Here is a 24,415-nt window from a genome sequence, read left to right as displayed (position 1 = left end):
CACGATTTCTGTATTTCCCTAAATCTCTATCGTAGCGCCCTTGCCAATTGGGCATGCATTAGCCATGCCAGCAGAAAACATAAAAATAAAATTACATTTAACTTCATTATGTTAATGAATGCATGGCAAGGGGGGAAGCAGCGCGTGTGGAAAGTTCCCCGGCGCGACTGTAAAAATTTTCGACATTCAGGCGCTATGCTTCCGGCTTATCAAGGACCCCACCAGCATCCCCGCCAGACTCATCAGCAAGCCGAACAATTGTGGCGGCCATAGGCCATCCGGGTGGAAGATCTCCAGCAGCAGCCAGGAGGATACGCCCGCCACAATGGCGAACAGCGCGCCCCGGGTGTTGGCACGTTTCCAGTACAGGCCGAACACCAGCGGGACGAACGCTGCCACCAGGGTGACCTTGTAGGCGTTTTCCACCATCTTGTAGATGCTGGCGCCGGAGTTGAGCGCGAATACGGTGACGATGCAGGCAAAGCCGACCACTACGGCGCGCATTGCCCACAACAGGTGGCGGTCGCTGAGATGGCCGATAAAGGGCTTGAGGATGTTCTCGGTAAAGGTGACCGAGGGTGCCAGCAAGGTGCCGCTGGCGGTGCTCATGATCGCCGACAGCAGTGCGCCGAAGAACATGACCTGGGCGAATACCGGGGTGTGGTTGAGGATCAGGTCGGGCAGGATGTGCTGCGGGTCTGTGCCGAGCAGCGCGCTGACCGAAGCCGGATCAATCAGCAGGGCGGAGTAGGCCAGGAAGATGGGGATAAAGGCGAACAGGAAATACAGGCTGCCACCCAGCACGGCGCCCGTCACCGCGATATTTTCGCTGCGTGCCGACATCACGCGCTGGAATACGTCCTGCTGCGGGATCGAGCCGAACATCATGGTCACCCAGGCGGCGCTGAAAGCCAGTATGTCGCGCGTTTCCAGCCTGGGCCAGAACTGGAATTTGCCCGCCGCCTGCGCGTGGCCGACTACGTTGCCGACGCCGCCGGCGTAGCCGCTCACCACCCAGCCGATGTAAAGCATGCCGACAACGATGATGATCATCTGGAAAAAAACGGTGAACGCCACCGACCACATGCCGCCGAACAGGGTGTACACCAGCACGATGCCGGCGCCGATGATCATGCCGTCATGGGCGCTGATGCTGCCGTGGGTGAGCAGCGAGAACACCAGCCCCAGTGCGGTGATCTGCGCCGAAACCCAGCCCAGGTAAGACGCCACAATCGCCAGGCTGGTCAGCAGTTCAACCGTCCGGCCATAACGCTGGCGGTAATAATCGCCGATGGTGAGCAGGTTCATGCGGTACAGCCTGCGTGCAAAAAACAGCCCGACCAGCACCAGGCACATGCTGGCGCCGAACGGGTCGGCGACAATGCCCTTGAGGCCGCCCTGCAGGAAGGTGGCGGAGGTGCCGAGCACTGTTTCCGAGCCAAACCAGGTAGCGAACACGGTGGCGGTGACAATGTACAGCGGCAGCGAGCGCCCGGCGACGGCATAGTCTTTGGCGCTATGTACGCGGGTAGCGGCGTATAGGCCGATGCCGATGGAGATGAGCAAATACAGCATCACGAACCAGATCAGCATAGGCGTCCCTCAATTTAATGTCTGAATAAGCTATACCCGGCCAGCACGGCCAAAATGGCGAGCAGCAGCGCAATCAGCGCCAGAATTTTTTGCTGGCGCGCCTGAGCGGCAGCCAGCTGTCTGGACAGTGCCGCCAGATCAGCGCTGCGGTTGTGCCCGAGGTAGGCGTGCGCCAGACGCGGCAATTGCGGCAACAATACGGCCCAGCGCGGCGCTTCCTGTTTGATGGATCTGATTGCGCCGCGCCAGCCCACCTGCTCGTTCATCCAGCGTTCCAGAAACGGCTTGGCCGTTTTCCACAAATCCAGGTCGGGATCGAGCTGGCGACCGAGGCCTTCGATGTTGAGCAGGGTTTTTTGCAACAGCACCAGCTGTGGCTGGATTTCCATGTTGAAACGGCGCGAGGTCTGGAACAGGCGCAGCAGTACCTTGCCGAAGGAGATTTCCTTCAGCGGCCGGTCGAATACCGGCTCGCACACGGCGCGGATGGCCGCCTCGAATTCGTCCACGCGGGTGTCAGGCGGCGTCCAGCCCGCATCCACGTGGGCCTGCGCCACGGCACGATAGTCGCGCTGGAAAAATGCGAGGAAATTTTGCGCGAGGTAGTTTTTGTCCACCTCGGTAAGCGTGCCCATGATGCCGAAATCGAGTGCGATATATTGCCCGCGGGCATTGACCTGGATATTGCCGGGGTGCATGTCGGCATGAAAAAAAGTGTCGCGGAAAACCTGGGTGAAGAAAATTTCCACTCCGGCCATGGCGAGCCTGGGGATGTCCACGCCCATCGCGCGCAGCGTGTCAATCTGGCTGATGGGCACGCCTTTCATGCGCTCCATCACCATCACCTCGGGCTCGCAATAATCCCAATAAACTTCCGGCACGATGAGCAGCTCGGAGTCTTCAAAATTGCGCCGCAACTGCGAGCAGTTGGAGGCCTCGCGCATCAGGTCGAGCTCGTCGGCAAGGGTTTTGCGGAACTCCGCCACCACTTCGCGCGGATGCAGGCGCGGGCCATCGGCAAACAGTTTTTCCACCAGCAGGGCGCCGGCTTCCAGCAGGCCGAGGTCATGCTCGATCACCGCGCCGATGCCGGGACGCAGCACTTTGACGGCGGCCTCGGTGCCGTCCTGCAATACGGCAAAATGCACCTGCGCCATGGAGGCGCTGGCCACCGGCTCGGCTTCGAACTGCGCGAACACCTGCTCCACCGGCCTGCCGTAGACGCGCTGCAGGGTGGTGCGCACCAGCCCGGCGGGGAAGGGCGGTACACGGTCCTGCAGGCGTGCCAGTTCGTCAGCAATGTCCGGCGGCATCAGGTCGCGGCGGGTGGACAGCATCTGGCCGAATTTGACAAAAATCGGGCCGAGTGCTTCCAGCGCCTGGCGCAGCCGCACTGCGCGCGGCTCGGACAGGTTGCGCCAGAACAGCGTGGTCTTGACCAGCCAGCGCAGCGCACGCACGCGCTCGTGGCCGAGAAAAAATTCATCCAGGCCAAAGCGCAGCGCGACCCAGACGATGGTGATCAGACGCAGGATTCGCATCAGTTCGGGTTGCGGCGCGCGGCGCACAACTGCAGGCGTTTTTCCAGGCGCGCCACATCGTCGCGCACTGCATCCACCTCAGCGATAAAAGAAGCGACATGACGGCGACCGGCAAGCAGCGGGCGTTCCTCGATGGCATATTCGGCAAGGGTTTGCAGCGTGCTGTCTGCGGCGTGGCGCTGCCACTCATGCCAACCGCGTGCGCCACGCACGATGCGATGTGCGGCAACGTCACCCACCACGCGCGCCAGCTCCGCCTCCACATCCCAATCCAGTTCACGGAAAACGCTGCCCAGCGTAGCGGCAAACTGGGCATCGCCTTCGATGACTACAGTGCGGAATACTGCCGGGTCTTTCATCGCCAGGCGCGCGGCCTGCAGCGGGGTAAGCCGGATACGGGCGTCGGGCGCTGCGCTGGCCTCGGCAGCGGCAAACGTGCCCGCTGCAGTGACAGCCAGGGTGAGGCGCAGCGGGAATAGCTCGATGCTGACGGTTTTGCCCGCCCACGCCAGCAGGCGCTGGCGCGCCCACGGTGCGCCGTGCAACAGGTGATTGAGCAGCGGCAGGCCCGCGCTGGCAGCCAGACCGGACAGCATTAAAACTTGTAGCCTTTGTGCAAGGCAACCACGCCGCCGCTGAGGTTGTAGTAATCCACTTTGGCAAATCCGGCGTGTTCCATCATGGTCTTGAGTTCTTCCTGGCCGGGGTGCATGCGGATGGATTCAGCCAGGTATTGGTAGCTGTCTGCGTCCCTGGCGACCAGCTTGCCCATGAACGGCAACAGCTTGAACGAGTAAGCGTCGTAGAGCGGCGCCAGCGGTTTCCATACCTTGGAGAACTCCAGCACCAGCAGCCGCGCGCCGGGGCGCAGCACGCGATACATGTCGGCCAGCGCGAGGTCTTTGTGGGTCATGTTGCGCAGGCCGAAGGCCACGCTCACGCAGTCAAAATAGTTGTCCGGGAACGGCAGTTTTTCGCCGTCGCACTGTGCCACCGGCACCGCCTGCCCTTCGTCCAGCATCCGGTCGCGTCCCACGCTGAGCATCGAACTGTTGATGTCGGTAAGCCAGACCTGGCCCGAGCCGCCCACTTTTTTCAGGAACAGCCGGGTGAGGTCGGCGGTGCCGCCTGCCACGTCAAGCACGCGATTGCCGGGCCTTACACCCGAGGTCTCGACGGTGAAACGCTTCCAGGCGCGGTGCAGTCCGGCTGACATAAGATCGTTCATGACGTCGTAGCGCTGTGCGACGGAATGAAAAACCTCGGCGACCTTGCCGGCCTTTGCGGATTCGGCAACCGTCTTGAAACCAAAGTGGGTGGTGGTGTCCATGGCGCGAAAACAATCAGAGAAAACAGCCAGAATCATAACCGACACGGGGGTTAAACAAAAGGCGATGCGCTATGTCCCGTTGTCATGAGTTTGTCACAAGGCTGTCATAACATGCATTAATATTGAACATGCTAAATGGGAGCGCATATGGCTGCGACGATATTGTTGGTAGAGGACGAACCCGGCATTCAGGAACTGGTGAAGTTCAATCTGACGCAGGCCGGTCACAGCGTGCTGTGTGCCGATTCGGCCGAGATGGCGGCAGGTATGGTGAAGCACAGCTTGCCTGATCTGGTGCTGCTGGACTGGATGTTGCCCGGCATGAGCGGGATAGACCTCGCCCGGAAATTTCGCGCGGACGGGCGCATGAAAAATGTGCCCATCATCATGCTCACTGCCCGCGGCGAAGAGCGTGACAAGGTGCTCGGCCTGGAAACGGGCGCCGACGACTACATCACCAAGCCGTTTTCCCCGCGCGAATTGTCGGCGCGCATCAAGGCCGTGTTGCGCCGCCGCGCGCCGCAGATGACCGAGGACAAGGTGGAGATTCGCGGCCTGAGTCTGGACCCGGTGAGCCATCGCGTCACCGGCAACGGGACGCCGGTGGAACTGGGGCCGACCGAGTTTCGCCTGCTGCATTTTTTGATGACCCATCCGGAGCGCGTGTATTCGCGTTCACAGCTGCTCGATCAGGTATGGGGCGACCACGTGTTTGTGGAGGAGCGCACCGTGGACGTTCACATCCGCCGTCTGCGTCTGGCGCTGGAGCCCACCCGGCATGAAACCTTGGTTGACACGGTGCGTGGTGCGGGCTATCGCCTGTCGGCGCAGCCTGCGTGATCGGGTTGCGCCCGGCACTGTCTGATTTCAAGCATAATTGACCCCTTTTAAACGACGGGGATTGCCTTGTTTGATTTCTGGTGGCGACCGGTGCTGGTGCTGGGGGGAAACCTGTTTGCTGCTTTGCTGGTGGCGGTCATGTTCAGTGTCACCGCTGGCATCATCCTGTTCATGCTGGGAGTGCTGGGCTATCTGATTTACAACCTGCGCCAGATGGCTGCGCTGATCCATTGGCTGGAACGCGGTGAGCGCGGCGGCATTCCCCAGGCGCGCGGCGCGTGGGACGACATTTTCTATGGCCTGGAGCGCCTGTTGCGCCGGCAAAAGCGCAGCGCGACCAAGCTGTCTGCGCTGCTCGATCGCTTCGAGCATGCCGCCCAGGCCATCCCCGATGGTATCGTGATGCTCAACGGCACCGACCAGATCGATTGGTTCAACCCCGCAGCCAGCCGCCATTTCAGTCTGGATGACGCAGCTGACCGCGGGCAATTCATCGGTTATCTGATCCGCCAGGCACCGTTTCATGAGTATCTGGCGGGGCACGATTACAGCGAGCCGCTGGTGATGAAATCCCCCGCCAGCCGCGATGTGACCCTGTCGGTACAACTGGTGCCGTTTGGCGACAAACGCAAGATGCTGATCTCCAGGGACATTACCCAGATCGAGCTGGTTGACGCGATGCGCCGCGATTTTGTCGCCAACGTTTCGCACGAGCTGCGTACCCCGCTTACCGTGGTAGGTGGTTTCCTGGAAACTTTTGCCGACATGGAGCACATCAATCCGGTGGATTTCCGCCGCTACAGCGATTTGATGCAGCAGCAGACCGAGCGCATGCGCATGCTGGTGGAAGACCTGCTCACCCTGTCGCGTCTGGAGAGCCCGCAAAACCGTCTGCAGGAATCCGCGACAGACGTGCCTGCGCTGGCGCGGCTGTTATTTCAGGATGCGCAGAGCCTGAGCGGCGAGCGCCACCGTATCGAACTGTTCATCGATTCTGACCGCTGGGTTAAAGGCAACCCTGATGAACTGCGTAGCGCCTTCGGCAATCTGGTCAGCAATGCCGTGCGTTACACTCCCAAGGGCGGCAACATCAGCCTGCGCTGGGCTGCGCGCGCGGGTGAAGTGTGTTTCAGCGTGAGCGACACCGGCGAAGGCATTGAGCCGCACCATATCCCGCGCCTCACCGAACGCTTCTACCGGGTCGACCGTGGCCGCTCGCGCGAAACCGGCGGCACCGGCCTCGGCCTCGCCATTGTCAAGCACGTGCTTACCCGCCACCAGGCGCGGCTGCTGATAGAGAGCCAGGTCGGCAAGGGCAGCTGTTTTGCTGCGTGTTTTCCGGCCAGCCGGGTGATTGCGCCGCCGGCAGCTTGATTGTTTCCCCCCGGGCTCCCCATGGGTAAGCGATTTTCCCGGGGTTACAGCCGCTGCGCCAGCGCAGATTTCAGAATTCCGGCGATCAGGTTGAGCTGGCCTTGCGGGCGCGATTCGCGCTGCGGCGCGCCCCAAATCGGGTTGGGAAAATGGCGGTCGCCGGCAAAACGCGGGATGACATGCCAGTGCAGGTGCGGCGTCATGTTGCCGAGACTGGCGAGATTGATCTTGTCCGGCCTGAGTACCTCACGCAGCACCGTTTCGGTGGCAAACACCGCGCGCATCAGCTGCGTCTGGCGCGCCTCGCTCAGATCACTCATCTCCTTGACATGCGCATTCAGAATCACCCGGCAAAAGCCGGGGTAGTCCACGTCGTCTATCAGCACCACGCGGCATAGGTCATTGCGCCAGAGCACCTCGCCGCCGGGGGTGTCGCATAATTCGCAAGGGTTCATGCCGGGTATCGGGATTGCCGGACGGATGCAATCAGGCGGCTGCGCGCATGCATGCTGTGCGGTGTCGCCATGTCAGAAATCCTCCTCTTCCATCTCCCTGAAAATAAAGTTTGAGTTGGGCCTGTGATTCAGCCCATACAGCGGATCATTCTTGAATTCGGGCAGTTCCGACTGGTTCACCGCATCCTGCAAGCCCAGATTCCGCTCCCTGGCGGATTTTATTTTGGCTTCCAGCGCCTGGATGTAATGCATGGTGCGCGCGACCATCGGGAAAGGCGGCGTCTGCGGGGCGCCATGCCCCGGCACCATCAGACGTGCATCGGGAAACGTTTGCAGCAGCCATTTTTGCCCCTCAAGCGCGCTCTTGTAATGGCCATCGCCCATGAAGGTGATGCGGCCGTTGAATGCCAGGTCGGAAATCCACACGATGTTGTCCTCTGCCTGATGCAGCACCAGGTCGCCATGGGAATGCTGGTAGTCCACATTGTAAAGATCGAAGGTTTTTGCGCCGAGCTTGAATGTCGTCTTGCCGAAACGGGGCGCATCGATCAGCACGTTCGGCACCACTGCCTTGAATCCCTTCATGTCCGTGGGAAGAAACACCTTGCGGTAGGCTACGGAGCGCTGGATCGTGGAGGAATAGGCATAATCCACCGAGCCCTTGTGGCTGATCACCTTGATATCCGGGAAGGCTTCCACAAAAGCCTGGGCGCCGTAATAATGATCGGGGTGGGTATGCGTCAGGATGAGATAACGGACGGGCTGCCTGGTGACTTTGCGGATGGTTGCGATCATGCGCCGGCCCAGCGTCGGCGTGCCCAGCGCGTCGATCGCCACCACCCCGTCATCGGTCACCACAAAGCCCGCATTGCCGTTGAAACCACGGTTATTGCCATCCACCTCGGCGATGTTGGCAAACAGGAAATAGGTATCCGGGCCGATGGCGTAATAGGGCAGCGGTTCGTTGTCCCCGGCATGCCGGGATATCGTCAGATGGGGTGGGCGAGGACTGTCGACTGCCTTTTCAGGCAGATATTTCTTGCCGGGCTGGGTGCCAAACAATTGTGGGCCCACGCCCTCGAGCGGCGGCGGGTCAATCTCGACCATTTCCACGGCATGGCCGGAATTTGCAAGAGCAAACGCTAAAAGAAAAGTCAGGTTTTTCATGCTTACCTTCCATGGAAATTCAAGAATCGGAAAGTCTGTTCATCGGCCGGCCGGGGAAAATCCTGTCCAGGCCATGGCGCGGTCATAACAATACACGCTCGATGCCGCCGTTGCTGGCCTTGTCGATGTAATTCGCCATCCAGTCCGGCCCCAGCAGGTGCCTGGCCATTTCCACCACGATGTAGTCCGCAGAGGTTGCAGCGTCGTCATCGTAGCGGGATAAGCCCTGCAGGCACGACGGGCATGAGGTGAGGATTTTCACCGGGGCAGCTTCGCCCGATCCGGCGCGCAGTTGTCCGGCCACCTTGCGGATTTCTTCTTCCTTGCGGAAGCGGATCTGAGTGGAGATGTCCGGGCGCGACACCGCCAGCGTGCCGGATTCGCCGCAGCAGCGTTCGGACAGTTTTACCTCATCGCCCATCAACTGGTTCACTACCTTCAGCGGCTGGTAGGTCTTCATCGGCGTGTGGCACGGGTCGTGGTACATATAGCGCGTGCCGTTCACTCCTTCCAGTTTTACACCTTTCTCCAGCAGGTATTCGTGGATGTCGAGCAGGCGGCAGCCGGGGAAGATTTTCTCGAACTGGTACTTCAACAGTTGATCCATGCAGGTGCCGCAGGACACGATCACGGTCTTGATGTCGAGGTAGTTGAGGGTGTTGGCCACGCGGTGGAACAGCACCCGGTTTTCGGTGGTGATGGCCTCGCCTTTATCCGCCTGCCCGCTCGAGGTCTGCGGATAGCCGCAGCACAGATAGCCGGGCGGCAGCACGGTTTGCGTGCCGAGTTCGAACAGCATGGCCTGCGTCGCCAGCCCCACTTGCGAGAACAGCCGCTCCGAACCGCAGCCGGGGAAGTAGAATACCGCGTCGGAATCCTCGCTGAGTTTGGCCGGGTTGCGGATCACCGGCACAATGCTGGCATCTTCCAGCCCCAGCAGCGCGCGCGAGGTTTTCTTGGGCAGTCCGCCGGGCATGGGCTTGTTGATGAAGTGGATGATCTGCGCACGCATCGGGGCGGTGCCGAGAGTGGCAGGGGGGTGAGCGGTCTGCGCTTTGACCAGACCGAGTTTCTTCGCGCCCTGGTAAGCCCAGCGCTGCGCACTGTAGCCCCAGTCTATCATCACTTTGCGGGTGAGCTTGATGGTGGCCGGGTCGGTGGCATTGAGGAAGAACATCGACGCTGTCGTGCCGGGGTTGAACTTTTTCTTGCCCTGCTTGCGCAGGAAGTTGCGCATGGCGATGGAAACGTCGCCGAAGTCGATGTTGACCGGGCACGGGTTGAGGCACTTGTGGCACACGGTGCAGTGGTCGGCCACATCGCCGAACTCGTCGAAGTGCCGGATGGAAACCCCGCGCCGGGTCTGCTCCTCGTACAGAAAAGCCTCGATCAACAGCGAGGTGGCGAGGATCTTGTTGCGCGGGCTGTACAGCAGATTGGCGCGCGGAATATGCGTGTTGCACACCGGCTTGCACTTGCCGCAGCGCAGGCAATCCTTGATCGAGTCGGCGATCTCGCCGATCTCGGACTGTTCCATGATCAGCGACTCGGTTTCCAGCAGCGAGAAGCTGGGGGTATAGGCGTTGCGCAGATCCGCGCCGGGCATCAGCTTGCCCTTGTTGAAGCGGCCTTCCGGGTCAACTTTGGTTTTATAGCGCACGAAGCTCTGGATCGCTTCATCTTCCAGGTATTCCAGCTTGGTGAGGCCGATGCCGTGTTCGCCCGAAATCACCCCGCCCAGATCCCGCGCCAGCTGCATGATGCGCGCCACGGCGGCGTTGGCTTCCTGCAGCATGGTGTAGTCGTCGGAGTTGACCGGCAGGTTGGTGTGCACGTTGCCGTCGCCGGCGTGCATGTGCAGCGCCACGAAAACGCGGCTTTTCAGGGTTTGTTTGTGCAGGCGGTCGCACGCGTCCAGTACCGGCTGGTATTCGCGGCCGACGAAAATGCGCTGCAGCTCCCTGCGCAGTTCACGCTTCCACGACACGCGCAGGGTGTGATCCTGCAAGGCCTGGAACACCGTGGTGTGGCCGTTGGACGCGACCAGACCGGTGTTGGCGATGGCGAGTTCGGCGCGGGCCGGCGCGGCGTCGAGATTGTCCAGCAGCCAGCGCCAGCGCGCACGGGTTTTTTGCAGCAAGGCCAGCGCCCGGCTACGGCGTTCCTCGGTCATCTGCGGATCGGCCACCGTATCTTCATCCTGGAACAGCGGCAGTGCGGCGCGGAAAAACGGCTCCAGTGCATCCAGCAATTTCAGCTTGTTGGCGATGGATAGTTCGATGTTGATGCGTTCCACGCCGTCGGAATAATCCGCCAGCCGGTCCAGGGGGATCACCACGTCCTCGTTGATCTTGAAAGCGTTGGTGTGGGCGGCGATGGCGGCGGTGCGGGCGCGATCCAGCCAGAATTTCTTGCGCGCTTCGGCAGTCACGGCGATGAAACCCTCGCCGCCGCGGGCATTGGCGAGCTGCACGATGTGCGAGGCCGCTTCGCCGCAGGCGGCCTCGTCATCCGACACCACGTCGGCCAGCAGGATCATTTTCGGGCGTTCGTTGCGGTGGGCCTTGGTGGCGTAGCCCACCGCCTTGATGTAGCGCGCGTCCAGATGTTCCAGTCCGGCGAGGATGGCGTGGGGGTGGGCATCCAGATAATCCTTCACTTCGACGATGGCAGGCACTGCGTCGCGCACCTGGCCGAAGAATTCCAGGCACACGGTGCGCGTGAATGCGGGCAGCTGGTGCAGAATGAAGCGGGCGGAGGTGATGATGCCGTCGCAGCCTTCCTTCTGGATGCCGGGCAGGCCGGCCAGGAACTTGTCGGTGACGTCCTTGCCCAGCCCCACCTTGCGGAAATGCTGGCCGGGGATTTCCAGAACCTCCGGCCTGGCGATTTCGGCTGTGCCGTCAATGGCGTAGCGCCGAACCTCGAACCGTGCCATTGCGGCATCGTGAATCTTGCCCAGATTATGGTCGAGGCGGGTGACTTCCAGCCATTCCGCGTCCGGTGTCACCATGCGCCACGACACCAGATTGTCGAGCGCCGTGCCCCACAGCACGGCCTTTTTGCCGCCGGCGTTCATCGCCACGTTGCCGCCGATGCACGAGGCGTCGGCCGAGGTGGGATCGACTGCGAACACAAAGCCCGCTTCATCCGCCGCGTCCATCACCCGCCGCGTCACCACCCCGGCGCCGCAGTGGATAGTGGCGTAGTCGCGATCCACGCCGGGCAGGCGCGTCATCTCGGGCGCGGACAGCGCCTCCAGTTTTTCCGTGTTGATGACGGCGGAATGCGGTGTGAGCGGAATCGCACCGCCGGTGTAGCCGGTGCCGCCGCCGCGCGGAATGATGGTCAGCCCCAGTTCGATGCAGCCTTTGACCAGGTGGGCGATTTCCGCTTCGGTGTCCGGGTTGAGCACGACGAAGGGGTATTCCACGCGCCAGTCGGTGGCGTCGGTGACGTGGGAAACGCGCGCCAGGCCGTCGAACTGGATGTTGTCCTTGCGTGTGTGGCGGCCCAGTTTTTTTAGCGTATCGCGGCGCAACCGGCGCGTATGGGCAAAATCCGATTCGAAATTTGCCACTGCCCGGCGCGCGGTTTCCAGCAGCGGCGCAACCAGCGGATTGTCCTGCCGGCGCGCGTCGATTTCATTCAGCCGATGATTCAGCGCCTCGATCAACGCCGTCTGGCGCCTGGGGTTGGCGAGCAGGTCATCCTGCAGATAGGGGTTGCGCGATACCACCCAGATATCGCCCAGCACCTCGAACAACATGCGTGCCGAGCGGCCGGTGCGGCGTTCGGCGCGCAGCTGGTTGAGGATTTCCCATGCTTCCCCACCCAGCAGGCGGATGACGATTTCGCGGTCGGAAAACGAAGTGTAATTGTAGGGAATTTCGCGTAGGCGGGGGGTGTCCATGAGCGGCACGGCGATTACCAAAGCGCCATTTTATCAGTAACTACCCCGGGAAATAAGCCTTTACTTTTTCGGGATTGATGAAGCAGGGAAAATACGACGCCAAGGAGAAGACTGATACCCGGCTGGTACATTTGGATTTGAATCAGGCGCAGGGGGTGCCGCAGACATCCTTGTCCAGGCTGCCCATTTTTTTGAGCCGGCGCGCCATGGCAAAAGCCAGTTTTTCGACTGAGGCCGGATTCTGGCCGGTATGGAGCTGGCGGTCGATGACGACATGCTCGCCGCCCGGCGCGCCAAAACGCAATTCCCCGCCCAGGCTGGCGAGGCGCTCTGCCAGCAGGAAGGGCAGCGCGTCGGCGAGTCCGGCGTGCTGTTCTTCCTGCGGGCTGAAGCAGGTCAGCTGATACCCTGCAAACAGCCAGTGTCCGTCCTGCTGCGCCGTTACCAGACCCGCCGGGCCATGGCATACCGCACCGATCAAACCGCCGCCTGCCAGGGTGCGCTTGACCAGATTGCCTGCCGCCGCGGAGGTGATCAAATCGACCATGGGGCCGTGTCCGCCAGGAAAAAATAGCGCGTCGTATCGGGTCCCGGTCAGCGCCAGCCGCTCCAGTGACAGCGGTGTGTGCCAGGCTTCGATCCCGGACAACTGCTCGCGCAGGTTGGCGATGCGGCCGGCGTCTTGGTTATGAAACGCCGGGGAAAAGCAGTTTTCGTCCAGCACGGCGGGCTTGCCTTTGGGTGTGGCGATGTCGATCGTGTGCCCGTGTTCGAGAAAGATATGGTGTGGCGGAACCAGCTCCTGTGCCCAGAAGCCGGTCGGAATCCGGGTGCCGTCCTTGAGCGGGAGCTCGCTGGCGGCAGTGAGGATGAACAGGACTTTGGCCATCAGTAGGCCTGTTCGCCCAAGGCGCCGAATACCGATTTCGGCAGCGCACTCCCGAGGTGCGGATTATCGAGAAAGCGGTTGGCTTTACCCGGCCTGGCCAGGGCATTCAGGGAACCTTGTTCCAGCGTTTTTTTCAAACCGCAGCTGGCCTGATGATCGGTAAAGCCGTCCAGCGCATCTGCGTGGGCAGCGGCGCTAATGACAAGGGCAGCGAAAAACATGACAATCCCGTGCATGGCGGTTCCCGGATGGAAAGAGGAAAATGGGCAACAAACAATATCACAAGTATGTTCTGGTTGGTGTAGTGCTGATCGCGCTGGCAGGCGCATTGTTCCTGGGTTTGACGCAAAAATCCCCGGCCCCGCAAGTGACCTTCACCGACCTCACCGGCAAGAAAATATCCATGCAGAGCCTGCGCGGGAAAATGGTGCTGGTGAATTTCTGGGCGACAACCTGCCCGGGCTGCGTGGAAGAAATGCCGCATATTGTTGAAACCTACAAGCAGTATCATGACAAGGGTTTCGAAGTGATTGCGGTTGCCATGAGTTACGATCCGCCCAGTTATGTGCTCCAGTTTAACCGGCAGCGCGCTTTGCCGTTTCCGGTGGCGCTGGATGTGCAGGGTGATCTGGCGCACCAGTTCGATGATGTAAAACTCACCCCCACCTCATTTCTGATCGACAAGGATGGCAACGTGGTGGAACAGACCATAGGCTCGCTGGATTTCGTCAAGCTGCGCAGCCGTCTGGATAAGGCGCTCATTCAAAAAGGTTGATCATGCAAAACCGCTATTCGTGGAAAAGCTATTTCGTGGTGCTGTCGGATTACCAGCAGTGGGCGAACGACCGGCTGTTCGCAGCTTTGGGCGGGATTGACCACGCTTTGCTGCAAAGCCCGCAGGGCCTGTTTTTCGGCACTATCCACCACACGGTGGATCACATCATGCTGGTTAACCGCTTGTGGCTGGGGCGGCTGCGTGGCGACATTCCGGAGGTTGATTTCCAGGCGGTCACTTATCCCGACTGGAACCAGTTGATCGAGGCTACCCAGCGTCAGGCCGAGGAACTCACGCTGTGGCTGGAAGCATGCACGGAAGACTGGTTTGATGGCCGTCTGGATTATGTGTCTTCCAAAGGCGAAGCACGCTCGATGTGGATGCGCGATGTGCTCACCCACATGATGAACCATCAAACCCATCATCGCGGCCAGATTTCTGCCGTCATCACCCGCCTGGGCGGTGCGGCGCCAGAAATGGATTATGTCTATTACAAGCGCGAGATGGAGGGTTACATGGAAACCATCCGTGACGATCAGTCCTTAAGCAGCGGCGCCACCAGCCCCTCCAGCCTGGCGTAATAAACCTGTCCGCTGATTTCCTGGCGGATCACGCCGTGCTTGTCGACGATGAATGACTTGGGCACGGTGCTGACGCCACCGAACGCCTGCCGGGTTTCTGCTGAGGCAATGCCGGCGGCAAAGGTATAACCCTCTTTTTTCATGAATGCTGCGATCAGTGCGGGGTTGTCCTCGATCGACAATGCCAGGATTTCAAAGCCGCGCTCATGCCAGTCGCGGTAGAATGACTGCATTTCCGGCATTTCGTGGCGGCAATAGGGGCACCAGGTTGCCCAGAAATTGACCAATACCACCTTGCCGCGCAATTGCGAAAGTTGCAGCGTGCGACCATCGGTGAGCGTCACCTGAACATCCTGGACGGCGCGGTTTTCATCAGATACCCAGGCTGGCGGACGGAACCACACGTAAACAATCAGTCCCAGCAACAACAGTGTAATCGGACTCGGCGTCAGTTTTTTCAGCCAGACTCGGGCGGCGGGACTCAGGTTGATTTTCATTCGGATAGATACATGCTGTGGATTAAGGCATTACACATTATTTTTGTTACCAGCTGGTTTGCGGGGTTGTTCTACCTGCCGCGATTATTCGTCAATCACGCCATGATCAGTGATGCCGCCACTTCGGAGCGGTTCAAGCTGATGGAGCGCAAGCTGTATCGTTTCATGACGCCGCTCGGCGTATTGGCGCTGCTATTCGGCACTTGGCTCTGGCTGGGCTACGGCTACGCGGGCAGCTGGCTGGAAATCAAGCTTGCCCTGGTGGGCGTGCTGGTGGCCTACCACCTCTATTGCGGCCATCTGGTCAAGGTGTTTGCCGAAGACCGCAACCGGTTGGGCCACGTATTCTACCGCTGGTTCAATGAAGTGCCGGTGCTGGTATTGTTTGTTGTGGTGTTTTTGGTGGTACTGAAGCCTTGAGTGTTATGGACAAGAAAAAACAACGATTTTTTGCACCTTGCCCGCGCGGTCTGGAGGCTTTGCTGGCCCAGGAATTAACCGGGCTGGGCGCGCAGGATATTGCCAGCGGATTCGGGGGTGTCGCCTTCGCCGGTGATTTCACCCTGTGCTATCGCGTCAACCTGCATTCGCGCATGGCCAGCCGGGTGCTGTGGCGGGTAGGCGGCGGCGCGTATCGCGACGAGGAAGATGTCTACCAGGGCGCGCTGTCCTTCAACTGGCCGGATTTTTTCAGTGTCGACCGCAGCATCGTGGTGAAAATGACGGCGCAGAAATCGCCGCTGAAAAGCCTGGAGTTCACTACCCTGCGCATCAAGGATGCGGTGTGCGACAGCTTCCGCGCGGCCACCGGCGAGCGCCCCAACGTCGATATCCGTGAACCCGACGTGCGCATCTACGCTTTTTTGACCAGTGACACTTGCACCCTCTATCTCGACACGTCGGGCGATTCCCTGTTCAAACGCGGCCTGCGCAAGCAGGCCGGCGCTGCACCGCTGAACGAAAATCTGGCGGCGGGCATGCTCATGCTGTCCGGCTGGCAGCCCGGTACGCCCCTGTTCGACCCGATGTGCGGCAGCGGCACCATCCTGATGGAAGCCGCGCTGATGGCGCTGAATATTGCGCCAGGCAGCCGGCGCAGCTTCGGCTTCATGAAGCTCAGCAACTTCGACGCTGCGGCCTGGAACCGGCTGCGCGACGCCGCCCTTGCGGCCCAGCATCCGGCACAGCCGCAAGCGATTTACGGTCGCGACCTGTTCGGTGATTCGCTACGCGATGCCCAGGTAAACCTCGAAGCAGCCGGGCTCTCCGGTGTGGTGCAACTGAAACAGGGCAACGTGCTGGAAGTCCCGGCCCCGGCTGAATCCGGCACCATCGTTACCAATCCGCCGTACGGCATCCGTATCGGCGAACAGGCCGAACTGGCCGAGTTTTATCCCCGGCTGGGCGACTGGCTCAAGCGCAAATGCGCCGGCTGGAACGCCTACATTCTGTCTGCCGACATGCAGCTTCCCAGGCTGATCCGGCTCGCCGCGAGCAGGCGCACGCCGCTGTTCAATGGTGCGCTGGAATGCCGCCTGTTTGAATATAAAATCGTGGCGGGGTCGGCGCGTAAATAGACGAGATTGGCTTGACCTGACGCTTTTGGCATTTTAGTGCGATCACCTTACAGGCGTCGTTCTTGTTGCAGGAGTCTTTCCATCTCTTCGGCTGGCAGCGGTCTGCTGAAATGGTAGCCCTGGATTTCGTCACATTGCATCTCGCGCAATAACGCCAGTTGTTCTGCAGTTTCCACCCCCTCGGCAATCACGTTCAATTTCAGGCTGTGCCCCAATGTGACGATGGTGGCGGCAATGGCGGCATCGTCGGCATCGGTCGTGATGTCGTGGACAAAGGACTGGTCGATTTTGAGCGTATTGATCGGAAAACGCTTTAAATAGCTCAGGCTGGAGTAGCCCATGCCGAAATCGTCAATGGAAAGACGCACCCCCATTTCATGCAGTTTGTTGAGTGTGTTAATGGTTCCCTCCATGTCCTTCATGATGACGCTTTCGGTCACTTCCAGCTCCAGACTGTCTGAATAGGGGTCAAGGCCCGCATCCTCCATGGCCTTGGCCACCACTACCCGCAGATGGGGCTGCCGGAATTGGCGTGCGGACAGGTTTACCGCCATGCGGATATGCGGCAAACCCATATCCTGCCAGACTTTGTTTTGCCGGCAGGCGGTGCGCAATACCCATTCCCCGATGGGCACGATCAGGCCGCTTTCTTCCGCCACCGGAATGAATTTGTCGGGCGGGATCAGGCCTTTTTCAGGATGCGCCCAGCGCAGCAGTGCCTCCACGGCGACCATTTTCCCGCTCCCGATATTCACTTGTGGCTGGTAGTGCAACACCAGCTCGTCTCTTTCCAGCGCATGGCGCAGCCCGTTTTCAATTTCCATGCGCTCACGAATGCGCAGATTCATTCCCGCCGTGTAAAACTGAAAATTGTTTTTTCCGTTTTCCTTGGCGCGATACATGGCGGTGTCGGCGTTGCGTAACAGATTCTGGATATCGGTGTCATCAAACGGAAATATGGTGATGCCGATGCTCGCCGTCATATGCATTTCATGGTTGTCTGCGATGAAAGGCCGGGAAACCGCAGCAAGTATTTTCCCCGCGATCTGGATAATGTTATCCACGACCGAAATGCCTTGCAGCAGGATGGTGAATTCGTCGCCGCCCTGGCGGGCGACAAGGGCATCGTCGCGCGCGATCAAATCATCCCTGCGCAATGTCGCAGTCAGCCGTTGCGCCATTTCCTTCAGCAGGATGTCGCCGTATTCGTGACCGAGCGTGTCGTTAATGTTTTTGAATTCGTCCAGATCAAGAAACAGGATCGCCAGCAGTTTTTCCGTGCGCAGGGCGCGGGTCATGGCGTGAGCAAGAATGTCGTGGAACAGGATACGGTTGGGCAGGCTGGTCAGCGGATCATGGGTCGCCTGGTGTAGTATGCGGGTCTCGAATTGTTTGCGCTCGCTGACGTCGCGTACCGCGCTAATCACGAAATAGCCATCTTCCGTCTTTAAGGGGCCCAGACTGATTTCAGTGGCAAATTCGGTGCCGTCCTTTCTGCGGGCGAACAGTTCCCGCCCTTCTCCCATGATTCTCACTGCGGGCGTTGCCAGCGTTATATATGCGCTGCGATGAGCGGTGTGTGCGGCGCGGAAGCGTTCCGGCACCAGGGCTTCGATCGATAGTCCGATCATTTCACTGCGGGTATAACCGAATAATTTTTCGGCCTGGGCGTTGACCGTCACGATCTTGCCGCTGCTGGCGGAAACAATGACGGCTTCCGGCATCACCTCCATGACGTGCTGGCTTTGCTGGAACAACAGCTCCAGTGACTGCGCCATGCTGTCAAAAGTCCGCGCCAGTTCGCTTAATTCGCCTGATCCCTGGATTTGGGTGCGCGTGCTGAAATCGCCGTGTGCAATCCGTTTGGTGGCGTGAATCAGCGCCTTCATTTTGCCCAGTACCAGAATGTTGGTGCCAAACCATACCAGGATGAATATCAATGCGGTTGCCAGCCCCAAAATGACTATATCTCTGGCAAACAGGCGATTGCTTCGGGCAAACAGGATATCGGTCGGGGTGGTGACACTGACGTAAGCGGAAGCTGTCGCGGGGTTTTCGAACAAACGATGATAGGCAAACAGCCGGGTGATGCCGTCTATCCCCTTTCCCTGGCCGATGCCCTCTTCTTTCCTTGCCAGGATAGCCAGAACCAGCGCGCCTAGCGGATTGAGCTTGCCCGCGAATTTCTGTCCATCCGGGTGCCGCGCCAGGATGACGCCATTGGCATCCATCACGCTGACTGCCGTGCCTGCGGGTAGCCTGACCTGTTGCAGGAGGTGCTCGAGCCATCCGATATCGATAGAGGTGAAAATGATCCGGTGCGCCGCCCCTTGCGTATCGAATATCGGCAGGGCGGTTACGATGACGGGTTTGCCGGTGGTCCTGCTGATGGTGAGAGTGCCGATGACAAAGCGCCGGGTTTTGAGTGCCTCACGGAACCAGCCGCGGTCGCTATAATTGATCGGTTTCCGGGTCGCTATGGCGTCACACAACAGGTCGCCGTGCGCGTCTGCTACGCCGATATTGGCGTAGCTTTGCGTGCTGTCGAGCATGTGTGCCAGCCGCAGCCGACACTCAGCCGGTGCGCCATCCCTGATTTCCGGAAAAGTGGATAATGCCTGCAGAAGGCCGCGCGAACGGCTAATGGTTTCCCGCTGGTCGAAGGAAATGAGACGCGCCAGCTGCAGTGCGTTTTCCTGCGCGGCATCGACCGCAAGGCGGCGTTCTTCAACAGCATGGTAAATGGTGATCGCCAGCCATGGCGCAACCGCGAGTGCCACCAGGAGCAGTACCCGTGCCCGAACTCCGGAAAACGTAAATTTTCCCAATGTGATATTCCTTGTTAATCGTGCAGAGGCTTAAACCTAAAAACCGTAGTTGACCGCTCATTTCCCTCATGAGAGCCGCATGAATACTGAGTGTTCCGCCTTCGTTCGCATTCACCTTCTGGGTGACATCGCTACGCGCCCGCCGGTACGTCCGGTCGCGCGCCTGCCTTTGTCGCGCCTCGTTGCAGGCCCCGGCCTGCCGCCTCGTTGCTTCGCGGCAGCCACACGCCCAGACGCACCATCGGGCGCGTCCAACTGCGGTTTCTAGGTTAAATCAGCAGCTATGCTATCCACTGCTTTTCACTGATGCCTGTGTGCCAAGTCTTGTATTGCAACATTTTTATCCTGCCATGTGATGACTGGCGCTGCCTCACGGCTCGAGACAAACATCCGTTATAGCAGTCTATCGAACACCAGTGTTCGCCAGGCGACACCCGAGGATGGCGCGGGAGCATCGCCACAAAATTTCCAACACAGGATTTGCAATAGCGGCTGGCTATACGATGTCCAGGTGATCCAGTCCCGACATAATGTCGCGCTCTCTGGATTCCTGGCCTTGCAGCTTGATCTTCAGCCTGAGGTCGTTGAGGGAATCGGCGTTGCGCAGGGCATCCTCGTAGCTGATCATGCCCGCCTCGTAGAGGTCGAACAGAGATTGGTCGAAAGTCTGCATGCCCAGTTCGCGCGACTTTGACATGATCTCCTTGATCTCGTGAACCTCGCCTTTGAAAATCAGTTCCGAAATCAGCGGGGAGTTGAGCAGAATCTCGACTGCGGCGACGCGTCCCGGCGTGCCTTTTCGGGCGATCAGGCGCTGCGAGATAAACGACTTGAGGTTGAGCGACAGGTCCATCAGCAACTGCTGGCGGCGATCTTCCGGGAAGAAGTTGATGATGCGGTCCAGCGCCTGGTTGGCGCTGTTGGCGTGCAGCGTGGTCAGGCACAGGTGGCCGGTTTCGGCGAAGGCGATGGCGTATTCCATGGTTTCCCGGTCGCGCACCTCGCCGATCAGGATTACGTCGGGTGCCTGGCGCAGGGTGTTTTTCAATGCGGTAAACCAGTTATCGGTATCCACGCCGACTTCGCGCTGGGTGATGATGGATTTCCTGTGTTCATGGACGTATTCCACCGGGTCTTCGATGGTAATGATGTGATCCTGGGCGTTCTCGTTGCGGAAGCCGACCATCGCCGCGAGCGAAGTGGATTTGCCCGAGCCGGTGCCGCCGACAAAAATCACCAGGCCGCGCTTGACCATGGCCACATCCTTGAGCACCGGCGGCAGGTTGAGTTCCTCGAACTTGGGAATCCGGGTGGTGATGGTTCGCAACACCAGCCCAACCCGAGCCTGCTGGACAAAGGCATTGACGCGAAAGCGGCCGATTTCCGGCGGTGAAATGGCGAAGTTGCTCTCATGGGTCGCTTCAAAATCTGCCCACTGACGATCATTCATCAGCGCGCGGGCAAACTCGCGCGTGTGTGCCGGGGTGAGGGTCTGGTTGGATACCGGCGCGATCCTGCCGTCCACCTTGATGGCGGGAGGAAAGCCCGCCGTGATGAATAAATCCGAGGCTTTTTTGCTGAGCATCAGGCGCAGCAGATCGTGCAAGGCTTTGAGGGCGTCCATAATATTTATCCTGCGTTATCGAGAAAAAGCAGTTAGCCACGGAGAGCACGGGGAATGCGTATCAAATCTGGGTGTTGCCAGGTTTGCTCATATCCCCAGTCGGGTGCGGTACTGATTCAATTCATCGGTTTTGCGAGTTGGGCGACGCGTCACCCATCCCTGCGAACCCCATTTCCCCGTGCTCCGTGGTGAGTGCCGTTTTGGGGCTTATCCGGCAAACATGTCTTTATTCGCGGCGCGGGCACGCGCTTCACCCACTGATACCGTGTTGCGCCGTACCAGGTCCTGCAGGCACTGGTCGAGGGTTTGCATGCCGACGTTCTGTCCGGTCTGGATGGAGGAATACATCTGTGCGATTTTGTTCTCGCGGATCAGGTTGCGGATGGCCGGGGTGCCGATCATGATCTCGTGCGCCGCCACGCGGCCATTGCCGTCCTTGGTTTTGAGCAGGGTTTGCGCGATCACCGCGCGAATCGATTCGGACAGCATGGAACGCACCATCTCTTTTTCTGCCGCCGGGAACACGTCCACAATACGGTCGATGGTTTTGGCTGCGGAACTGGTATGCAGCGTGCCGAACACCAGGTGACCGGTTTCGGCGGCGGTGAGTGCCAGGCGGATGGTTTCCAGGTCGCGCATCTCGCCCACCAGGATCACATCCGGATCTTCGCGCAGTGCCGAGCGCAGCGCGTTGGAGAAGCTTTGCGTGTGTGTCCCCACTTCGCGCTGGTTGATCACGCATTTTTTGCTCTGGTGGAGGAATTCAATCGGGTCTTCCACGGTCAGTATGTGGCCGAACTGGGTTTCGTTGACGTAGTCCACCATCGCCGCCAGCGTGGTGGATTTGCCCGAGCCGGTGGGGCCGGTGACCAGCACGATGCCGCGCGGCTGGTCGGAGATTTCCTTGAAAATTTTCGGTGCGTTGAGTTCTTCCAGCGTCAGCACCTTGCTGGGAATGGTACGGAACACGGCGCCCGAGCCCCGGTTCTGGTTGAAGGCGTTGACGCGAAAGCGCGCCAGCGTAGGGACTTCGAAGGAAAAGTCCACCTCCAGCGATTCTTCGTAAATTTTGCGCTGGCCATCGTTCATGATGTCGTACACCATGTCGTGCACCATGTTGTGATCCAGCGGCGGCAGGTTGATGCGGCGGATGTCGCCGTGCACCCGGATCATCGGCGGCAGGCCGGCTGACAGATGCAGATCGGATGCTTTGTTCTTGACGGCAAAGGCCAACAGTTCGGAGATTTCCATTTGTTATAATTCCGCGATGAATTTCAGGCCATTATGGACACACTAAAAAACGCTTTGCAAGCCGTGCGGACACGCATTGCCGCGGCGGCCTGCGCTGCCGGGCGGACGCCGGATGCGGTCGAATTGCTGGCAGTCAGCAAAACCTTTGGCGTCGACGCGATACGCGCAGCGGCAGCCGCGGGGCAGCGTGCATTCGGGGAGAGCTACGTCCAGGAAGCGCTACTCAAAATAGCGGCGCTGGCTGACTTATCTTTAATCTGGCATTTCATCGGGCCGCTGCAGCGCAACAAAACACGCGCTGTGGCTGAGCATTTCGATTGGGTGCATGGTGTGGATCGTGCCATCATTGCGCAACGTCTGAACGATGCCCGGCCGGCTACGCGGCCTCCGCTGAATGTGTGTGTGCAAGTGAATGTCAGTGGTGAAGCCAGCAAGAGCGGTGTGGCGCCGGCAGATTTGCCGGCACTGGTGCAGGCGGTGGCGCAAATGCCCCGGCTACGTTTGCGCGGCCTGATGGCGATTCCAGCGCCCGGCGCAAACCCTGACCGGCAACGCAGCCAGTTCCGGTTGCTGCGACGGTTGCGGGATGGTCTGGATATCCCGCTCGATACGCTGTCCATGGGCATGTCGGATGATCTGGAAGCCGCCATTGCCGAGGGGGCAACCCTGGTGCGTGTGGGGTCAGCCATTTTTGGGTGGCGCCAGGCCAAAACCTAACTTCTTGGGAGTACAAATGCGTATTACATTCATCGGTGGCGGCAACATGGCGACCGCCCTGATTGCGGGCCTGCTGCGCCAGGGGCAGGCAGCTGAACAGATATCGGTGGTCGAGCATAATGCAGACGCGCGCGCGCGGCTGGAGGCAGATTATCGGGTGAACACCTATGCTGAACTGGGTCCTGATGCAGTGATCGCGGATGCCGTGGTACTGGCGGTCAAGCCGCAACAGCTCAAGGAAGTGGCACAGGTACTGTCGCCGCTGCTTGCCATGCAGCTGGTGGTATCTATTGCTGCCGGGGTGCGCGCGCGCACTTTGTCGGCGTGGTTGATGGGTTATGCCAATGTGGTGCGCGCGATGCCCAATACTCCGGCCATGATCGGAGCGGGTGTCACGGCGCTGTATGCATTGCCTGCAGTGCAGCCGTCCCGGCGGCAGATGGCGCAGACCATTCTTGAATCGGCGGGCAGCGTGCTGTGGGTGGAAGACGAGGCGCTGATGGATGCGGTCACGGCAGTGTCCGGCAGCGGTCCGGCCTATGTATTTTATTTTATCGAGGCTCTGCAGCAGGCAGCACTGGAACTGGGGTTGAATGCAGACGCCGCGCGCCAGCTGGCACTGGAAACCATGCTGGGTTCCGCGCAACTGGCTGCCAGTAGCAGTGAGGACGTCGCCACCCTGCGTGCGCGCGTCACCTCCAAAGCCGGTACCACCGAACGCGCCCTGCAGCGCATGGATGAGGCCGGCGTAAAAGCCGCCATTGTCAGCGCCATTCATGCAGCGGCGGCACGCTCCAAAGAGCTGGGCGAAGCGCTGCAATAATATCCGCCTCTCGCGTCCAAAAAATGCAACAATAACAAGGTGTTTTTACGGTAAATCATCATGTTGAACCAAGCCTTGCAGTTTGTCCTGCAAAACCTCGTCAATCTGTTTTTGATCGCCCTGTTGCTGCGCTTTTACATGCAATGGGCGCGCGTTCCATTCCGCAATCCGTTTGCCCAGTTTGTGGTCAAACTTACCGATTTTGCCGTGCGTCCGTTGCGTCGTGTCATACCGGGCCTGTTCGGCGTGGATATGGGTACGCTGTTGCTGGCACTGGCGCTGGAATTCGTATTGCTGCTGGCGCTGTTCGGCCTGGATGGCTATCCGTTCGCAGCGGCAGGGAGCAAGGTGCTGCCGGGGTTTGTGCTGTTGGCAGCGGTGCGCTTGTCCAGCCTGGCGGTATACACCTTGATCGGGCTGGTGGTGGTGATGGCGGTATTGTCCATGGTGAATCCGTTATCGCCGCTGATGCCGGTGTTCGCGGCGCTGGCGGCACCGCTGTTGCGGCCGTTCCGGCGCCTGATTGCACCGGTTGCCAATTTCGACCTCTCCCCCCTGGTTTTTCTGCTGGTGTGTCAGCTTGTCATCATGCTGCCGCTGGCGTGGCTGGAGCGCGTGGCGCGCAGCATGATGTAACGGC

22 protein-coding genes are annotated in these 24,415 nt (G+C 59.9%); 9 read left to right on the top strand and 13 right to left on the bottom strand.

Features of this window, described 5'->3' with window-relative positions; all coding sequences use genetic code 11:
• Positions 1-186: 186 nt before the first annotated feature.
• Genes GZH91_RS15420 through ubiE form a run of 4 tightly spaced genes read right to left on the bottom strand, consistent with a single transcriptional unit; the run spans position 187 to position 4,464 of the window.
• A complete protein-coding gene (locus GZH91_RS15420; protein WP_147072924.1) occupies positions 187-1,593 on the bottom strand; it encodes a sodium:solute symporter family protein in 1,407 nt (468 codons plus the stop codon).
• Positions 1,594-1,607: 14 nt separating this feature from the next.
• The gene (gene ubiB, locus GZH91_RS15415; RefSeq protein ID WP_147072926.1) at positions 1,608-3,134 is read right to left on the bottom strand and encodes a ubiquinone biosynthesis regulatory protein kinase UbiB; all 1,527 of its coding nucleotides are present in this window, start codon (positions 3,132-3,134) and stop codon (positions 1,608-1,610) included.
• On the bottom strand, positions 3,134-3,730 hold the full coding sequence (locus tag GZH91_RS15410) for a ubiquinone biosynthesis accessory factor UbiJ (RefSeq protein ID WP_147072928.1): 597 nt from the start codon (positions 3,728-3,730) through the stop codon (positions 3,134-3,136). Before GZH91_RS15410 ends, ubiB begins: the two co-directional genes overlap by 1 nt.
• Positions 3,730-4,464, bottom strand: coding sequence for a bifunctional demethylmenaquinone methyltransferase/2-methoxy-6-polyprenyl-1,4-benzoquinol methylase UbiE (gene ubiE, locus GZH91_RS15405; RefSeq protein WP_147072930.1), 735 nt, complete (start codon positions 4,462-4,464; stop codon positions 3,730-3,732). Before ubiE ends, GZH91_RS15410 begins: the two co-directional genes overlap by 1 nt.
• 147 nt (positions 4,465-4,611) lie before the next feature.
• Between ubiE and phoB the strand changes: the two genes are divergently transcribed.
• On the top strand, positions 4,612-5,304 hold the full coding sequence (gene phoB / locus GZH91_RS15400) for a phosphate regulon transcriptional regulator PhoB (protein ID WP_147072932.1): 693 nt from the start codon (positions 4,612-4,614) through the stop codon (positions 5,302-5,304).
• 66 nt (positions 5,305-5,370) lie between these two features.
• Positions 5,371-6,678 carry a phosphate regulon sensor histidine kinase PhoR gene (gene phoR / locus GZH91_RS15395; RefSeq protein WP_147072935.1) on the top strand — a complete coding sequence of 436 codons (1,308 nt, stop codon included), beginning with the start codon at positions 5,371-5,373 and terminating at the stop codon, positions 6,676-6,678.
• Positions 6,679-6,722: 44 nt separating this feature from the next.
• On the opposite strand, the gene GZH91_RS15390 is transcribed toward phoR, so the two are convergent.
• The 5 genes from GZH91_RS15390 to GZH91_RS15370 all read right to left on the bottom strand — a co-directional run bounded on the left by GZH91_RS15390 (position 6,723) and on the right by GZH91_RS15370 (position 13,338).
• A complete protein-coding gene (locus tag GZH91_RS15390) occupies positions 6,723-7,133 on the bottom strand; it encodes an HIT family protein (protein ID WP_147072937.1) in 411 nt (136 codons plus the stop codon).
• Between the two features lie 72 nt (positions 7,134-7,205).
• Entirely contained in the window at positions 7,206-8,300 is a 1,095-nt protein-coding gene (locus GZH91_RS15385; RefSeq protein WP_147072938.1) for an MBL fold metallo-hydrolase, read from the bottom strand.
• 82 nt (positions 8,301-8,382) lie between these two features.
• The gene (locus GZH91_RS15380) at positions 8,383-12,213 is read right to left on the bottom strand and encodes a DUF3683 domain-containing protein (RefSeq protein ID WP_147072939.1); all 3,831 of its coding nucleotides are present in this window, start codon (positions 12,211-12,213) and stop codon (positions 8,383-8,385) included.
• Positions 12,214-12,355: 142 nt separating this feature from the next.
• On the bottom strand, positions 12,356-13,102 hold the full coding sequence (locus GZH91_RS15375; protein WP_147072940.1) for a type 1 glutamine amidotransferase domain-containing protein: 747 nt from the start codon (positions 13,100-13,102) through the stop codon (positions 12,356-12,358).
• Complete coding sequence (locus GZH91_RS15370) at positions 13,102-13,338, bottom strand: hypothetical protein (protein WP_147072941.1); 237 nt, start codon at positions 13,336-13,338, stop codon at positions 13,102-13,104. The genes GZH91_RS15375 and GZH91_RS15370 overlap by 1 nt, the downstream gene beginning before the upstream one ends.
• A 26-nt stretch (positions 13,339-13,364) precedes the next feature.
• On the opposite strand from GZH91_RS15370, the gene GZH91_RS15365 reads away from it, so the two are divergent.
• Positions 13,365-13,877, top strand: a complete 513-nt coding sequence (locus tag GZH91_RS15365; protein ID WP_147072942.1) for a TlpA disulfide reductase family protein — start codon at positions 13,365-13,367, stop codon at positions 13,875-13,877.
• 2 nt (positions 13,878-13,879) lie between these two features.
• Complete coding sequence (locus GZH91_RS15360; RefSeq protein ID WP_147072944.1) at positions 13,880-14,458, top strand: DinB family protein; 579 nt, start codon at positions 13,880-13,882, stop codon at positions 14,456-14,458.
• On the opposite strand, the gene GZH91_RS15355 is transcribed toward GZH91_RS15360, so the two are convergent.
• Positions 14,413-14,955 carry a TlpA disulfide reductase family protein gene (locus GZH91_RS15355; RefSeq protein ID WP_147072946.1) on the bottom strand — a complete coding sequence of 181 codons (543 nt, stop codon included), beginning with the start codon at positions 14,953-14,955 and terminating at the stop codon, positions 14,413-14,415. The genes GZH91_RS15360 and GZH91_RS15355 overlap by 46 nt on opposite strands.
• 12 nt (positions 14,956-14,967) lie before the next feature.
• Here GZH91_RS15355 and GZH91_RS15350 point away from each other — a divergent pair, with 12 nt between their 5' ends.
• Together GZH91_RS15350 and GZH91_RS15345 are read left to right on the top strand one after the other, a co-directional pair.
• Entirely contained in the window at positions 14,968-15,375 is a 408-nt protein-coding gene (locus tag GZH91_RS15350) for a CopD family protein (protein WP_147072948.1), read from the top strand.
• A gap of 5 nt (positions 15,376-15,380) precedes the next feature.
• On the top strand, positions 15,381-16,532 hold the full coding sequence (locus tag GZH91_RS15345) for a THUMP domain-containing class I SAM-dependent RNA methyltransferase (protein WP_147072950.1): 1,152 nt from the start codon (positions 15,381-15,383) through the stop codon (positions 16,530-16,532).
• A gap of 47 nt (positions 16,533-16,579) precedes the next feature.
• Here GZH91_RS15345 and GZH91_RS15340 read toward each other — a convergent pair whose 3' ends face one another.
• The 3 genes from GZH91_RS15340 to GZH91_RS15330 all read right to left on the bottom strand — a co-directional run bounded on the left by GZH91_RS15340 (position 16,580) and on the right by GZH91_RS15330 (position 22,235).
• Positions 16,580-19,360, bottom strand: a complete 2,781-nt coding sequence (locus GZH91_RS15340) for a bifunctional diguanylate cyclase/phosphodiesterase (RefSeq protein ID WP_147072952.1) — start codon at positions 19,358-19,360, stop codon at positions 16,580-16,582.
• 496 nt (positions 19,361-19,856) lie between these two features.
• Positions 19,857-20,984 carry a PilT/PilU family type 4a pilus ATPase gene (locus GZH91_RS15335; protein WP_147072959.1) on the bottom strand — a complete coding sequence of 376 codons (1,128 nt, stop codon included), beginning with the start codon at positions 20,982-20,984 and terminating at the stop codon, positions 19,857-19,859.
• A 207-nt stretch (positions 20,985-21,191) separates the two neighbouring features.
• Positions 21,192-22,235 carry a type IV pilus twitching motility protein PilT gene (locus GZH91_RS15330; RefSeq protein ID WP_147072961.1) on the bottom strand — a complete coding sequence of 348 codons (1,044 nt, stop codon included), beginning with the start codon at positions 22,233-22,235 and terminating at the stop codon, positions 21,192-21,194.
• A 33-nt stretch (positions 22,236-22,268) separates the two neighbouring features.
• Between GZH91_RS15330 and GZH91_RS15325 the strand changes: the two genes are divergently transcribed.
• The 3 genes from GZH91_RS15325 to GZH91_RS15315 are packed head-to-tail and all read left to right on the top strand — an operon-like array spanning position 22,269 to position 24,411.
• Positions 22,269-22,952 carry a YggS family pyridoxal phosphate-dependent enzyme gene (locus tag GZH91_RS15325; RefSeq protein ID WP_147072963.1) on the top strand — a complete coding sequence of 228 codons (684 nt, stop codon included), beginning with the start codon at positions 22,269-22,271 and terminating at the stop codon, positions 22,950-22,952.
• A 16-nt stretch (positions 22,953-22,968) separates the two neighbouring features.
• Positions 22,969-23,775, top strand: a complete 807-nt coding sequence (gene proC / locus GZH91_RS15320; protein WP_147072965.1) for a pyrroline-5-carboxylate reductase — start codon at positions 22,969-22,971, stop codon at positions 23,773-23,775.
• A 60-nt stretch (positions 23,776-23,835) separates the two neighbouring features.
• A complete protein-coding gene (locus tag GZH91_RS15315) occupies positions 23,836-24,411 on the top strand; it encodes a YggT family protein (protein ID WP_147072967.1) in 576 nt (191 codons plus the stop codon).
• Positions 24,412-24,415: the final 4 nt, after the last annotated feature.

This window comes from Sulfuriferula plumbiphila (assembly GCF_009938015.1).
In the GTDB taxonomy this organism is placed as follows: Bacteria; Pseudomonadota; Gammaproteobacteria; order Burkholderiales; family Sulfuriferulaceae; genus Sulfuriferula; species Sulfuriferula plumbiphila.
Note: the sequence above shows the minus strand (reverse complement) of the source record. Positions and strands in the feature narration are given on the sequence as shown.

Coding starts and splice junctions, on each gene's coding strand:
- GZH91_RS15345 (WP_147072950.1), top strand. CDS start 15,381: ATGGACAAGAAAAAACAACGATTTTTTGCACCTTGCCCGCGCGGTCTG.
- GZH91_RS15350 (WP_147072948.1), top strand. CDS start 14,968: ATGCTGTGGATTAAGGCATTACACATTATTTTTGTTACCAGCTGGTTT.
- GZH91_RS15330 (WP_147072961.1), bottom strand. CDS start 22,235: ATGGAAATCTCCGAACTGTTGGCCTTTGCCGTCAAGAACAAAGCATCC.
- GZH91_RS15370 (WP_147072941.1), bottom strand. CDS start 13,338: ATGCACGGGATTGTCATGTTTTTCGCTGCCCTTGTCATTAGCGCCGCT.
- phoB (WP_147072932.1), top strand. CDS start 4,612: ATGGCTGCGACGATATTGTTGGTAGAGGACGAACCCGGCATTCAGGAA.
- GZH91_RS15335 (WP_147072959.1), bottom strand. CDS start 20,984: ATGGACGCCCTCAAAGCCTTGCACGATCTGCTGCGCCTGATGCTCAGC.
- GZH91_RS15390 (WP_147072937.1), bottom strand. CDS start 7,133: ATGAACCCTTGCGAATTATGCGACACCCCCGGCGGCGAGGTGCTCTGG.
- GZH91_RS15315 (WP_147072967.1), top strand. CDS start 23,836: ATGTTGAACCAAGCCTTGCAGTTTGTCCTGCAAAACCTCGTCAATCTG.
- GZH91_RS15325 (WP_147072963.1), top strand. CDS start 22,269: ATGGACACACTAAAAAACGCTTTGCAAGCCGTGCGGACACGCATTGCC.
- GZH91_RS15365 (WP_147072942.1), top strand. CDS start 13,365: ATGGGCAACAAACAATATCACAAGTATGTTCTGGTTGGTGTAGTGCTG.
- GZH91_RS15375 (WP_147072940.1), bottom strand. CDS start 13,102: ATGGCCAAAGTCCTGTTCATCCTCACTGCCGCCAGCGAGCTCCCGCTC.
- GZH91_RS15380 (WP_147072939.1), bottom strand. CDS start 12,213: ATGGACACCCCCCGCCTACGCGAAATTCCCTACAATTACACTTCGTTT.
- GZH91_RS15385 (WP_147072938.1), bottom strand. CDS start 8,300: ATGAAAAACCTGACTTTTCTTTTAGCGTTTGCTCTTGCAAATTCCGGC.
- GZH91_RS15355 (WP_147072946.1), bottom strand. CDS start 14,955: ATGAAAATCAACCTGAGTCCCGCCGCCCGAGTCTGGCTGAAAAAACTG.
- proC (WP_147072965.1), top strand. CDS start 22,969: ATGCGTATTACATTCATCGGTGGCGGCAACATGGCGACCGCCCTGATT.
- ubiB (WP_147072926.1), bottom strand. CDS start 3,134: ATGCGAATCCTGCGTCTGATCACCATCGTCTGGGTCGCGCTGCGCTTT.
- GZH91_RS15410 (WP_147072928.1), bottom strand. CDS start 3,730: ATGCTGTCCGGTCTGGCTGCCAGCGCGGGCCTGCCGCTGCTCAATCAC.
- GZH91_RS15360 (WP_147072944.1), top strand. CDS start 13,880: ATGCAAAACCGCTATTCGTGGAAAAGCTATTTCGTGGTGCTGTCGGAT.
- GZH91_RS15420 (WP_147072924.1), bottom strand. CDS start 1,593: ATGCTGATCTGGTTCGTGATGCTGTATTTGCTCATCTCCATCGGCATC.
- ubiE (WP_147072930.1), bottom strand. CDS start 4,464: ATGGACACCACCACCCACTTTGGTTTCAAGACGGTTGCCGAATCCGCA.